The following is a 14115-nucleotide window of genomic DNA, read 5'->3' on the forward strand; positions in this document are numbered from 1 at the left end:
GGCAACACAGAAAGGATTCGACTGTCTTATGAACGCCCGCACATTTTTTACTTCACGAGCTGGACTCGCCAGCACCGCTGCTTTTGTCTGCCTGCTGTGGGGCAGCGCATTTCCCTTTATTAAGCTCAGCTACCCGCTGCTTGATATTCGGCCAGGCGAAATGTCCGAACAGATCTTGTTTGCCGGCTACCGCTTTTTTCTCGCTTCCCTTATGTTATGGTTCTTCCTGATTCTAACCAGGCGCCCTCTTCGCATTACACGTGCAGCGCTGCCTGCCCTGCTGCAAATCGGATTATTTCAAACGACCTTACAGTATGTACTATTCTATATCGGGCTCAGTTACAGCACCGGTATTCAAGGGTCAATTATTAGCGGTTCCGCTACGTTTTTCTCGATTTTGCTTGCCCACTATTTATATAGCAATGATCGGATGAACACGCGGCGTATTATCGGTCTCACGCTCGGTTTCGCAGGGGTACTGCTTGCAAGCGGCACAACAGGTACACTGACCTTCTCCTTTGGTCTGGGCGAGTTTGCTTTGCTCGCTTCTGCTTTTTGCAATGCATTCGGTGGCATTCTGGCTAAAAATCGGGCCGCATCGTTTGACACCGTATATTTGACTACCTATCAGATGATGATTGGCTCGCTCTTTCTACTTGGATTCGGAGCAATGGGGGCAGGAGTTGCTCCATTCCATTTCAATGGACAGGCACTTGTATACTTACTTTATTTGTCGTTCCTATCGGCAGCAGGATTTTCACTCTGGAATACACTGCTTTCCTATAATAAGGTCGGACGCGTATCCATGTATTTTTTCTTAATTCCGGTATTTGGGGTACTGCTATCAGCACTTTTGCTGCACGAAACCCTGCATAAAATTGTTTTCATCGCCCTTTTATTAGTCACAGCCGGAATTTACATTGTTAATCGTGAAAAAAGTTGACTTTTCTTTTCTAAACACTATAATATAGGTTATGTGCTTAATCAGGGTAGCAATGATTGCAGGTACAAACGTCTAGTCTTTTTCATAGCTTCCTCCCTTCAGGGCGAACGTGATTCGACTCCGAACGGAGCATGCGGCGGAAACGCTACCGTCCGAAGAGCATGGCGACAAGTAAGGAACTAGCTAGGCGGAAGTAAACACCTGCTTAATCTTAACGCAAAGGGGAACGAATTAATATGGCACGTTATACTGGCCCACGCCACAAACTGGCTCGTCGTCTGGGTATCTCCCTCGACGGTACAGGCAAAGACATCAAACGCAACTTCCCACCGGGACAACACGGACATGCTCGCCGTAAAATGAGCGAATATGCGCTGCAGCTTACTGAAAAGCAAAAACTGCGCCACATGTTCGGCATGATGGAAAAACAATTCCGCAGAACTTTTGACGATGCAGGTAGAATGCAAGGCGTACACGGCGAGAACTTCATGAAGCTTCTCGAATCCCGTCTTGACAACCTCGTATACCGTCTTGGTTTCGCGACAACTCGTCCGGCTGCTCGTCAGCTGACTACACACGGTCACATCACTGTAAACGGCAAGAAAGTAAACATCCCTTCTTACCGTGTAAAACCAGGCGATGTAATCGGCCTGCGTGAAAAAAGCCGTAACCTGACAATCGTAAAAGAAGCTATTGAAGCTCGTGTATTCCTGCCGAACTTCTTAAGCTTTGATGAAGCAAAAGTCGAAGGTACATTCACTCGTCTTCCAGACCGTGAAGAAATGCCGGCTGAAATCAACGAAAAACTGATCGTTGAGTACTATTCTCGTTAATAGATTACTTGACGTCAAAATCTCACCGCTTAGGCGGTGGGATTTTTTTACCCCAAAACATTTACGTTTACGTAAAAGTTAAGGAGAGAGATTATGGAATATAAAATTGAAGATGTAGCACGCAAAACCGGATTGACCAAACGCGCTCTTCGCTACTACGAAGAGCTTGGTCTTATTACCCCATCTACCCGAAGCGATGGAGGCTACCGGATGTACACCGATGCAGATATCGATCAGATTATACATGTAAAAAATTTACGTGATCTGCTGGGCGTGTCGCTATCAGAAATTAAAGAACATGTCGATCTTGAACAGCAGGTGGCCACCCTGCGAACCGTTTATTTCAGCGCAAAAGATCAGCAAAAGGTAGAAGAGTCCCTATGTTTGCTAACACAATTAGAAACAACGATTCATAAACAGCAGATTTTGTTACAACATAAAATAGAAAGTATGAAGCAAATTTTAGAGACTTATGAAGAAAAATTGACACGGATTCATGTAAAAAAGCAGGAGCTAGAAGCTCTTACACGGAGGGAATAGTCATGCAAGTACAACAACCAAGTTCGTCCTCTCGTTCCATGTATATCACGATATTTTCAACGTTTCTTGCTTTTATGGGAATGGGCGTCGTCGATCCCATTTTACCGGTCATCGGTGAAGAAATCGGTGCTCTGCCATGGCAAGTAGAAATGCTATTTACCGCCTATATTTTCACAATGGCCTTCACCATGATTCCAGCCGGAATTTCGGCCGGGCACTTTGGGGAAAAACGCATTATGGTCATCGGCATGACGATTGTTTCTTTATTCTCCTTACTCTGTGCCCTGTCACATACTATTCCAGAACTATCGTGGTTCCGGGCAGGCTGGGGTTTTGGGAACGCCCTGTTTTTTGCTACCGCGATGCCCCTGCTCATCAAGCTGTCGCCTAATGCTGGACGAGCGGTTGGTTTTTTTGAGGCAGCAGTCGGCCTTGGAATGGCAGCTGGCCCGCTTGTCGGGGGACTGCTAGGCCAGATGAACTGGCGCTATCCGTTTGCCATTACCAGTCTGCTTGTATTTTTTGCTTTCCTGCTCACGACATTTTTTGTTAAACCACTCCCGCGTCCAGCTGACAAGAAAGTTCATGGATTTGCCGAATTGACACATCTGCTCAAATATCGACCTTTCCTTATTGTGGCGCTATCCGGGATGTTGTATTACTTCGGATTCTTCACCGTGCTTGCTTACTCGCCACTTATGCTTCATCTTTCTGTTGTGCAGCTTGGTCTTGTATTTTTTGGATGGGGTCTTCTGCTTGCCTATGGCTCTGCGAAGCTCGCACATAAGGTAGAAGAACATGTTTCACCACGCACAGCACTTGCTTACTCTATAGGAGCCTTTGCTCTTATTTTACTCGGTATTTTCGTTATTCCGAATCATGTCGTTCAAACTGCACTCATCGTTGTATCCGGGCTTGCCTGCGGAATGTGTAATGCTCTATTTACTGCCTACAGTATGGAAATTTCACCGTATGAACGCAGTATTACATCAAGTGCCTTCAACTTCATGCGCTGGCTCGGTGCCGCGGTTGCGCCGGTGGCTTCTGGCCTTATCGCTAATCAGATCGGCCTAGTATATCCATATGTCATCGCTTTTGTTCTTGCGGTTGCCGCTCTTGTTCCATTCCTTATCCGAGAAAAAAGAACCGTACAAGCATAATTTAATGATCAAAAAAGAGACTGCCAGCTATCGGACAGTCTCTTTTTCATTTCCACTTATACAGAAGCCACCTTTGTGACCAAACATTCGTTATACTGCTCTTTAATCGAAACAAGTTCGTCAAATGTATCCACAAAAAGGGCGACTAAATCTGGATTAAAGTGTGTGCCACTTCCTCTAATAATTTCAGCCCGCGCTTCCTGTACGGTCCACGCCTTTTTATATGGCCTATCAGATGTTAAAGCATCAAACACATCACCAATCGCTGTTAACTGCCCAACCAATGGGATTTCATCCCCTTTTAATCGATTGGGGTATCCACTTCCATCCCACTTCTCATGATGCGTGAGTGCAATTGTTTCAGCCAGCTGCAACAAACGATACGAGCTTCCCTCCAAAATGCGTGCTCCAATGATCGTATGCGTCTGCATGATCTTCCATTCTTCCGCAGTCAACGCTCCTTTTTTTAGCAGAATAGAATCTGGAATGCCGATCTTGCCAATGTCATGGAGGCTGCTCGCCTGAAGTAGAAGTTCGCATTCAATTGCCGGAAGTCCAGCTGCCGCTCCAAGACAGCTTGTATATCGGCTCATACGTGTCACATGGAGTCCGGTGTCATTATCACGGTATTCAGCTGCGTTTCCGAGAAGACGTACTAGTTCACACTGACTCTTATACATGTTATGCGTGCACATTTCAAGCTCTCGTTTTTGCATCTGAACTGCCCGGTTTAACCAGCGTATCTCTAACGCATTTCGAATGCGCAGCATCGCATCTTTTTCTTGTATTGGCATACGAATGAAGTCTCTGACTCCTTTATCAAGCGCCTCTAAACAATACGGTTCATCCTTCTCTTCTCCAGCCATAATGACCGGGATATATTCATCTGGATAGCAATTGTATATACGAGAAAGCCAAACTGTATGTCCAGCCCATTTTGTCTGTATATCTAGCAGCAGAAGATCCGGGCAAGAGTTGGGGAGTTCTACTAGTATGTTAGTATCATGTATCGTTATGATACGCTCATATCCATAACTACCTAGCAACTGCTTCCACTTCTCTCCATTCACACTTACAATCAGAATGGAAGCCTCCTTGTATAATACTGGTGCCCTCACTCGAATCATTCTCCTTCTCTGTTTAGATCAGGTAGCGGAATGGTGATCGAAAGCTTAGTCCAGTTATCTGCATCCGCATGAATATTCATCGACCCATTCACTTGTCTAGTCCGAATGTCTATCGCTCCAAATACATACGAAATTTTCTCGCTCTCCTGCCCATACAGACGCGAAACAGAGCACCCCATGGCCGTAATGTCAAGCTGTATAGAGTCTTCATAGATATGGAACTGAAAGGACAGACGCTTGATTCGTGAACAACCAATGCTAAGTACAACAACATCCTGGCAGATCCGATATAGCATCGTTTCAATCTTTGTACTGTAGCGCTTCGCTTCTCCGATTACTTTAAGATCAATTTCCCTCTCATACTTCTCTCTTGCCATCTCTATATAAGAACGAACAGCCGGAATGATACCAAGATCATCAAGCATAAGAGGCCGAAGCTCGAATACGATGTCCTTTACTGCATGAAGCGCTTTGTTAGCAACCCCTCGCATGTCTGCTAGGTGCTTTGCTGTCTGTGTATCCAGATCGTTCTCTTTAATGATTTGCAGACCGAGCACAATGCTGTACAGCGCCTGACCGACGCCGTTATGAAGCTCATGCGAAAGACGCGTCCGTACTTCTTCTTGTGTTTCTATGAATGTATGTACGGTAACAGTAAGATCCCGACAGTCCTTACTTCGCTTACATACTTTCTCGTTCATTGTACTCCCCTGCTTTCGTCCAATTTATATATTTAGTATGCCGGATACCATTCTCTTCCTCCATAAGGATATTCCCTACAAGTCTCTGCCAAATTCCCTAATTCGCACAAACACACAAAAAAAAGAAGCCGCAGGGGCTTCTCAAAAATCAAGCAAACCTTTTGTAAAAGCATAACGTACAAGTTCAGGCCGTGTTTTCAACTGGAGCTTATCCATGATTTTGGCCTTATGTACCTCAACCGTTTTGACTGATAGGTGAAGTAACTCTCCGATCTCCTTATTCGAATACCCTTTGGCAATCCACGTCAATACTTCCTGCTCCCGTGCGGTCAGCTGCTGATACTGATCCGTGTTTTCCCCGAGCGAAACCCGATTCAAAAAATCCTCAATGAGTGACTTAGTTGCCTTCGGATACAAATATGCCTGCCCACCACATACCGTTGTTATCGCCTGAAGCAAGTCCATATCATCTGCATTCTTCAAAATGTAGCCGGATGCCCCGGCTTTGAGCACACGGAACAAATATTCACTATCGTCATGCATTGTCAGAATTAAAATCTCAATTTCAGGTGCTGCCTCTTTCAAATGCCCGGTTGCGACGAGTCCATTTTGCCCGGGGGGCATATTTAAATCCATCAGCACTACATCAGGCTTAAGCTGAAGCGCCTTTTGAACTGCTTCCGCCCCATCAGACGCTTCTCCAATCACTTCCATATTCTCCTGCGCATTAATCAGCATCGTTAATCCTGAACGTACAATCGTATGATCATCCGCAATTAACACCCGAATTTTCATCCCTACTCCCCCTGACGGTTTGTACTGACTATACTGCAAATTTTCCAATACAGCTGTTCAATTCCCCTGCGAGACGGTTCAATGCTTCCGCTGTTTCCGTAATGTCTTCCATCGATGCGAACTGCTCTTCGGATGCGGATGCGATGTTTTGCGACATATCGCACGATGTAGTCGCAATGTGCGCCATCTCCTCGACAGAAGCCATAATTTGTTCAGAACCTGCTGACATCTCCTGTGCTACCGCTGACATCTCCTGCATCTGCAGCGAAACACTTTCAATGGAGGCCTGAATATGATCAAATATACGCCCGACTTCCTGAACTGTCTGCATTCCTTGCTCGGTTTCCGTAATACCTGCTCCCGTAGCATGCACAGCTTCCTCTGTTCGCTCCTGAATCGCTTCAATCAAACGTTGGATTTGCTCAGCCGATGAAGCAGTTTGATCAGCCAGCTTGCGAATCTCTCCGGCTACGACTGCAAATCCTTTCCCCGCCTCCCCAGCACGTGCCGCTTCGATTGCAGCGTTGAGCGACAGAAGGTTCGTCTGAGAAGAAATCCGGGCAATTAACTGCAAGATTTCCCCAATCTTCATGGAATCCTTTTGCAATTCTGCCATGACCGCATACGTATGATGAGCGCCTGATTTGATTGAATTCATCTGCTTGACTGCCTGTACGACCGATTCGTGTCCACTTCGTGCCTGTTCACTCATTTCTACTGACGTACTGGCGATCATAGAAGAGGCATCAGCGACGCGCTGAACGCCCACCGTCATTTCCTGCATTGCATGAGAATTTTCGCTTGATGCTCTCGTTTGCACCTCCGCACCGCTCGCTACTTGCTGAATCGATTCCGCAATCTGCTGCGATGCCTGTGTCGTTTCTTCTGCTACCACATACATCTGCCCAGCTGACTGCGAAACAGCGTCTGCACCTTGCTTAATCTCTGTAATGATGCCACGCATACTCAACGTAATATGATCGAATACACGTGCCATATCTCCAATCTCATCGGGACGCTGTACTAGTTCCTTCGGTACGTCCGTCTGAAAATCCCCCGCTGCCAACTTCTCCCCATGCTGTACAGCCTGCTCAATGGGACGTGTAAGACTACGTATGATCCATATAATTACGAGTGTTAGAATAAGCAGGCCCACTGCGCCCACTACTACGATGGTATACAGCATTTCATTCGAGTCTGCTAGTACTTCATCTGTCGGAACATTAATAACGTAAGACCAGGAGTTTTCTTCCTGTCCGGTTTTGATCGGAAGTATCGTACGGAAAATATTCGCCTCTTTATCAAACTCTTCATACACTCTTCCCTGCTCGATAGCGCTAATAATAAGCGGCAGGTTTTTTACATCTTTGCGGTCTCGTACATTTTTCCCTACTAATTCCTGCTTCGGGTGGGCAACATATGTCCCATTATGAGAGAGAATTGCCCCAAACCCGGTCTCATAAATCTTTACAGCTTTGTTTTGCTGCTGTAAGGATTCAAGTGACATATCAATACCAACGATCCCGAGGAATTTTCCATCTAGTATAATTGGGACCGAAACAGTTGTGATGAGCGTATCCTTGCCGGCTATTGAATAAACATACGGATCAAGCAGCACTTCCTTGCCAGTGTGCTTTGGAATAAAAAAATCCGGGCCATCCTTCTCATTCGCATAACCAGTACATGCTTCTACAGCTATATGACCTCCCTGACGTGTCCAATATGGAATAAAGCGTCCAGTCTGATCATGCGCTGCCTTCCCTGCATATTCTCGGTCTCTGCCATCCAACTGATTCGGCTCCCATACTGTATAAATACTAAGGATCTGACTGTTCTGCTTAAGCACATCTTGCAGAACAGCATTATATGCATCACGGGATACGATGTTTGCTTTTTTCATGCCTTCAAATGTCTGAGCCACTGTCTTAGAAATATTCAGACTATTATTAAGTGTCTTTTCGGCCTGTGCAGCTTTTTCAGCAGCAATCGACATAGCTAGATTCTCTGATTCAGCAATCGCTTTTGTTCTCGTTTCCATTGCAATTAGACTGATCATCGATACGACAATAATGGTGACTGTACTCATAATCATCAGAAGTATTTTGGCTCGCAATCTCATATTTCCCATCTCCTCATCCACTGTAAAATCGTGTATAAGGAGAGTATCACAAAATTAGGAACAATCTTCCATAAGGGTACTCCCCACATCCCCTCGGGATAATTCCCTATGTCACAGTTGCATATTCCCTACTTTATCCCCGCTGATTCATAATCAGCCATCGGTACATACGTGTTTTCCCTAACCGGGATATAGGTGTGAATAGAAGTTCCACTTCCTTGCTGCGAGCGAATGACTACTTGTCCATGCAGCAAAGTAGCACGTTCCTGCATACTGAACATACCAATTCCACCGCCACCTTCCTTGAAAATACGACTTGCATCGAAGCCGCATCCATAATCTTGTACGGTCATATGAATATGCTCATCTTTGTGGATCAGGGTAATATCGATTACATCTGTACCCGAATATTTTACCGCATTCGTAAGTGCTTCCTGGCAAATGCGGTATAATGCGGTTTCAATTTCCGGGGCAAGTCGCCCACGAATGCCATCTACTTGCAGCGTAATTTGAATTCGATATGTCTCACGGCAGCGAGTGATGTAAGAACGAAGTGCCGGAATAAGCCCAAGATCATCAAGAGTGCTCGGGCGGAGCTGTGTTGCAATCTCTTTCACTTCTGTCATCGCCTGCCCTACCATGCTCTCGGTATCCTGTAACACTTCTTTCATCTGCTGATCTTCTATGCCCCGCTTCGTCATTTTCAATCTCACAATGATGCTGTATAAAGCCTGTCCGACTCCATCATGCAGTTCGCGTGATACACGCTTGCGCTCATCTTCCTGAGCCTGCATAACTAACGTCGTCATTTTTTTCTCGCTTTCTTGCAATTTCTCTGCCGTTTCCTGCCATTTTATCTCCACTTCTTCTTTCTCTTCATACACCTGCTGGAACTGTGGGTAGAAGATGCCTTTCAGCAAAAAGAAGTAGCCGAAAAACTTGTATACATGCCCAACTAAATTCTCAATGTCATCCACTTTTTTGTAGAGCGTAAACGCTACCTCGCCAATCAAAATAAAGCAAATACCCGTCATCACAACAAGCAGGTCGCCACTCTTATTCTTTTTATAATACCTCCAGAGCAAAACGACATTGCCAATATGAAGCAGACTAATCGAGTATTCAAGGATAAGCTTCAGCGGCGTAACCCCTTGTCCCTCTTTTACAAGTAAAGGAAAATCCGTGATGAAATAAGCAACCGCAATGAGGACAAACGCCATATATACACAAGCAAAAAGTAACAATCTGATTCGCGATTGCAAAAAAGAAACCTTATTAAAATCTTTGTAGAGAATAAACGTAAGTCCGATACTTTCTGTCGTTCGTGCTGCAATCCATAACCAGGTCGCCCGCGCCACCGCATATCTCTCATCAAAAAAAGGCATTCCTTTAAATGCAAACGTATGGAGAAGATCGAATACTCCTACACATAAAAACACAATACCAATTAGGAAATAGCTTCGATTTTGATTATGCGAATACGTCAGCCATGCCTGCATGAAAATTGAAAAAGAAACAAAGATACTGAAAAATTCTAAAGAAGTATGTGAGACAAGGAAGTGTGATCGATCATAAAACGAAAAATGATGCATAGGATGCAAGTTAATGATAAGAAAAATAATAACCCCCATCCCTATCCATATACCTGTTTTTCTCTCCTGCCTTTTTACCAGGATTTCATTCATTATGAGAACTCCCTCTTTGTAAATCTGTTGTTATTCTATTTCTTCATTTTAGTAGTCTATTAGCAAAAAAGAAAGTCTTTCTCCCTAATCCATTCGACTTTTCTCGCCATTATATGCAAAAGAGACCTGCCCAATTATGACAGATCTCCTACTTTCCTAGCCCAATTTCACTTTTGCAAATTTTCGTTTGCCGACTTGTACAATCATACCATCTTCTACGGCTACATGATCATCAACCGACTCGACTTTTTCTTCATTAATCTTGACAGCTCCCTGCTGCACCATGCGACGCGCTTCACCGTTCGTTGGCACCAGCTCAAGTACAGACAATAGTTTTACAATCCACAGCTTGCCATCCTCGAGTTCAGCTATCGCTACCTCTTTTTCCGGGATATCAGTCGGCAGAGCACGCTGCTGGAATACCGTTTTGAAATGGTTCTCTGCTTCATTGGCAGCCTCCTCACCGTGATACATCTGTACGAACGTACGCGCCAAACGCATTTTTGCATCGCGTGGGTGGATGGAACCATCGGCAAGCCCTTGTTGTAGTTCGGTCAGTTCTTCAAGTGTGATATCTGTTGCCAGCTCGTAGTATTTGACCATCAACTCATCTGGAATTGACATCGCTTTGCCGTAAATTTCGTTCGGTGCTTCACTAATGCCGATATAGTTGCCAAGGCTTTTGCTCATCTTCTGTACGCCATCAAGCCCTTCAATAATTGGCATCGTAATCGCACACTGTTGTTCCTGACCGTATTCTTTCTGTAACTGGCGTCCCATCAGCAGATTAAACTTCTGGTCTGTTCCACCAAGCTCAACGTCACTCTCAAGTGCCACGGAATCATAGCCTTGCATAAGCGGATAGAAAAACTCATGAATGCTGATCGGCAGGTTGTTCGTGTAGCGCTTCTCAAAATCATCGCGCTCAAGCATGCGTGCTACAGTTGTTTTAGCCGCCAGTGTTACAACATCAGCGAACGTCAGCGGTGCCAGCCATGTGCTGTTGTAGTTTACTTCGATTTTATCAATATCAAGAATTTTGGCGAACTGTTCCACGTATGTCGCCGCATTCACCTTTACTTCTTCTTCTGTCAGCGGCTTGCGCGTCTCTGACTTGCCGGTCGGGTCACCGATGCGGCCCGTAAAGTCGCCAATGAGAATCTGCACCGTATGACCCATCTCTTGGAACTGGCGTAGCTTGTGCAACACTACCGTATGTCCAACATGAATATCAGGTGCGGACGGATCAAGTCCAAGCTTTACTTTCAATGGTACGCCAGTTGCTACCGAACGTTCCACCTTTTTACGCATTTCTTCTTCCGGCACGATCTCGGCCACACCACGGCAGATAATAGCCATTTGGCGGTCAACTTCCTGCTTCTGCTCATCTGTCAGTACAATTTTTGTTTGCTCTTGACTCATTTTTTTCCCTCGCAATCATAAGTTAGATAAAAATAAAAAAAGCCCGCCCCCAAAAAGGGACGAGCTAGCTCGCGGTACCACCCTTACTTGAGGACAAGCCTGTCCTCCACTCATCTGATAACGGCCGCTGGTATGCGCCCGTCCACCTAATCGGCGGAATCACTCCTGCACTGTACTTCACCTGTCTGCAAGGACCGATTCGCAGCTTCCATCGGCTCTCTGATGCTCCTTATACAGACTGCTACTGCGGTGCATTCACTGTGACATATAGCTATAATCATAACTGTTACTCCCATCATAACGAAAAATCGTCACGAAAAGCAACCTTTATCCGTATGAAACGTCTTTATGATATAATGTTCCTGTTATAGGTAAGGGGGAATTCCATGGATAAACAAAGCGGTTCTGCGAACACGCCCGAAGAACCGAAGAAAAAGAAAAAAAGTGCCTGGAAAAGCATTCTACTTGTATTGCAGATCGGCACCATTCTCTTTTTTATGGGTGTTCTATTTGCCGGTGCAGCAGCGGCCGGCTATGTCGCGTCGCTTGTTAAAGACGATCCGGTTCGTAGTTACGATGAGATTCATCAAAAAATCTCAACAAACAACTTAACCGGCTTCGCATATTTTGCAGACAAGACGCTTATTGGTCAGCTTATTACAACAGAAGACAGGCGCCTTGTCTCACACACAGAGGTATCGCCTCACCTGATTGATGCCATTATTTCTACTGAAGACAAATATTTTTATGAACACAAGGGTATTGTCCCATCTGCGATTGCTCGGGCTGGCATCCAGCAGATCACCGGCGCTCCAGTTCAGACCGGGGGAAGTACACTGACCCAACAGCTCGTTAAACAAACGATTCTTTCGCCTGAGCAAACAATGCAGCGAAAATTTCGCGAGATGTTTCTCGCTTTGCGCGTAGAACGCATGTTTACGAAAGACCAAATTCTTGACGCCTATATCAATAAGATGTATTTCGGCAAAAATGCGAATGGTTCTAATGTATATGGCGTACAGGCTGCAGCCAAGGGGATTTTTGGGGTTGATGCGAAAGACCTGAACATTCCACAAGCTGCCTATCTAGCCGGGATGCTGCAAGCTCCTTCTTCGTACATTCCATTTAAGAACATCAAGAAAAATGGTCTTAAACTCGGCAAAGAGCGACAGAAGCTTGTATTGAGCCGCATGCTAGAAAACGGAAAAATTACAAAGCAAGAATACGATGAAGCGATTGCGTACGATATTGAGGCACACTTAGCTAAACCATCGCGCAAAGCATTTGAGAAGTACCCATATTTAATGATGGAAATTGAACAACGGGCCGCTGAACTGCTCGTTGAACAGGACATTGCCAAAAATCCGGATCTTAAAAAAGAATCGTTCAACAAGCTTGTCGAGGAAAAACGGATTGCTGTACGCCAGGGCGGGTACCACATCTACACGACCATTAACAAAAATGTGTATGAAAAAATGCAGCAAATCGCAGCAAATCCCGCGAACTTCGGACCAGATCGGCCAGCCATTGACGGCAAGCCTATGCCTGAACAAGTCGGCGGAATTCTCATCAACAACAAGACTGGTGCAATTCTCGGCATGATGGAAGGCCGTAATTTTGAAACAGAAAAAACAAATCATGTGACGGCACTTCGTCAGCCGGGCTCTACAATCAAACCGCTTGCCGTATACGGACCAGCCATTGAAGAAGGCATCGTATCACCAAGTTCAACGGTAGTGGATGAAGAAACGGTCTTCCCAGGTGGCTATACACCAAAAAATGCGAATAACACGTTTAAAGGCCCTGTTACGGTACGCGATGCGCTGAAGTGGTCCCGCAACGTGCCTGCAGTTAAAGTTTATTTCAAAACTGGCGTTCGCAAGTCGCTTAGCTACGTGAAAAAAATGGGGGTAACTTCGCTTGTAGATAGTGATTATTACTTACCAAGTGCACTTGGCGGCCTTACATATGGGATCTCTGTAGAAGAGATGACGAATGCGTATGCCACATTTGCCAACGAAGGACAATTTGTCGATGCGTATTTAATCCAACGCATTGAAAATAGTGACCACGAAGTCGTATATGAACACAAAGCGAAGCCTGTTCCCGTATTCTCGCCACAAACAGCCTTGCTTGTAACCGATATGCTCCGGGATGTTATCTCAAGCGGCACAGGTACACGCGTACTCCGTTCTATCAACGGCCACGATGTAGCGGGTAAAACTGGAACAACGCAGGATGAGCGAGACAAATGGTTTGTCGGCTATACGAAAGACATATCCCTTGGTGTATGGGTTGGGTACGACAAAAAATACAAGTTGTATCAAAGTTCTTTTGAAGATGCTCAAAAAATCTGGGGGAAAATTTTCAGTTCAGTACTTGGTACTAATCCACAGCTTTCTCCTGTTGAAAACGTAATGGGAAGACCAGACGGTGCAGCAGACAAAGGAATCTATAATGCTGACCTCGCCGCCTCCCACAATCCGAGTTCATACGGGAAAAAGGAAGAGCCGAAAAAACAAGAGACCAAACCGGATACTGCGAATAGTCAGGACAAAACGAATACGGATGTCAAAACACCGAATGGTACAGATACTGCCAAAGATCCAGAGCAGCAAAAAACAGACGGTTCCAACACTACCGAGAAAAATTCGGAAACACGTCCGAAAGATCCAGATAAACCGGTCACATCCAAGCCAGGACACAAAAACGACTCAACCGCTAAGCCTGACGATAAAAAAACAGAGCACAAAAAAGAAGCTACAAAAACTGAGCAATAAGCAAAAAAAG

The 14115-nt window shown here is 45.3% G+C and carries 11 protein-coding genes and 1 other annotated feature; of the genes, 5 read left to right on the forward strand and 6 right to left on the reverse strand.

Going from position 1 to position 14115, the window contains the following annotated elements:
* Nucleotides 1–28: 28 nt before the first annotated feature.
* The 4 genes from PO771_RS14435 (at nt 29) to PO771_RS14450 (ending at nt 3476) form a co-directional block, all read left to right on the forward strand.
* Nucleotides 29–943 (forward strand): DMT family transporter, encoded by a 915-nt coding sequence (locus PO771_RS14435; RefSeq protein WP_272560389.1) that lies wholly within the window; start codon nt 29–31, stop codon nt 941–943.
* Nucleotides 944–1179: 236 nt separating this feature from the next.
* A complete protein-coding gene (gene rpsD, locus PO771_RS14440) occupies nt 1180–1776 on the forward strand; it encodes a 30S ribosomal protein S4 (RefSeq protein WP_272560390.1) in 597 nt (198 codons plus the stop codon).
* A 93-nt stretch (nt 1777–1869) separates the two neighbouring features.
* Complete coding sequence (locus tag PO771_RS14445) at nt 1870–2316, forward strand: MerR family transcriptional regulator (protein WP_272560391.1); 447 nt, start codon at nt 1870–1872, stop codon at nt 2314–2316.
* Nucleotides 2317–2318: 2 nt separating this feature from the next.
* Nucleotides 2319–3476: an MFS transporter gene (locus PO771_RS14450; RefSeq protein WP_272560392.1), complete on the forward strand. Its 1158-nt coding sequence runs from the start codon at nt 2319–2321 to the stop codon at nt 3474–3476.
* A 56-nt stretch (nt 3477–3532) separates the two neighbouring features.
* Here PO771_RS14450 and PO771_RS14455 read toward each other — a convergent pair whose 3' ends face one another.
* The 6 genes from PO771_RS14455 to tyrS form a co-directional block, all read right to left on the reverse strand.
* The gene (locus PO771_RS14455; RefSeq protein WP_272560393.1) at nt 3533–4594 is read right to left on the reverse strand and encodes an HD domain-containing phosphohydrolase; all 1062 of its coding nucleotides are present in this window, start codon (nt 4592–4594) and stop codon (nt 3533–3535) included.
* A 5-nt stretch (nt 4595–4599) separates the two neighbouring features.
* Nucleotides 4600–5304 (reverse strand): sensor histidine kinase, encoded by a 705-nt coding sequence (locus tag PO771_RS14460; RefSeq protein WP_272560394.1) that lies wholly within the window; start codon nt 5302–5304, stop codon nt 4600–4602.
* Nucleotides 5305–5445: 141 nt separating this feature from the next.
* The gene (locus tag PO771_RS14465; protein WP_272560395.1) at nt 5446–6099 is read right to left on the reverse strand and encodes a response regulator; all 654 of its coding nucleotides are present in this window, start codon (nt 6097–6099) and stop codon (nt 5446–5448) included.
* Nucleotides 6100–6127: 28 nt separating this feature from the next.
* The gene (locus PO771_RS14470; RefSeq protein WP_272560396.1) at nt 6128–8218 is read right to left on the reverse strand and encodes a methyl-accepting chemotaxis protein; all 2091 of its coding nucleotides are present in this window, start codon (nt 8216–8218) and stop codon (nt 6128–6130) included.
* Nucleotides 8219–8346: 128 nt separating this feature from the next.
* Complete coding sequence (locus PO771_RS14475; RefSeq protein WP_272560397.1) at nt 8347–9903, reverse strand: sensor histidine kinase; 1557 nt, start codon at nt 9901–9903, stop codon at nt 8347–8349.
* A 156-nt stretch (nt 9904–10059) separates the two neighbouring features.
* Nucleotides 10060–11325, reverse strand: coding sequence for a tyrosine--tRNA ligase (gene tyrS, locus PO771_RS14480; protein WP_272560398.1), 1266 nt, complete (start codon nt 11323–11325; stop codon nt 10060–10062).
* A 52-nt stretch (nt 11326–11377) separates the two neighbouring features.
* Nucleotides 11378–11593: a binding site (T-box leader), on the reverse strand.
* A gap of 118 nt (nt 11594–11711) precedes the next feature.
* Here tyrS and PO771_RS14485 point away from each other — a divergent pair.
* On the forward strand, nt 11712–14105 hold the full coding sequence (locus PO771_RS14485) for a transglycosylase domain-containing protein (RefSeq protein WP_272560399.1): 2394 nt from the start codon (nt 11712–11714) through the stop codon (nt 14103–14105).
* Nucleotides 14106–14115: the final 10 nt, after the last annotated feature.

This window comes from Aneurinibacillus uraniidurans, from assembly GCF_028471905.1.
Lineage (GTDB): Bacteria > Bacillota > Bacilli > Aneurinibacillales > Aneurinibacillaceae > Aneurinibacillus > Aneurinibacillus uraniidurans.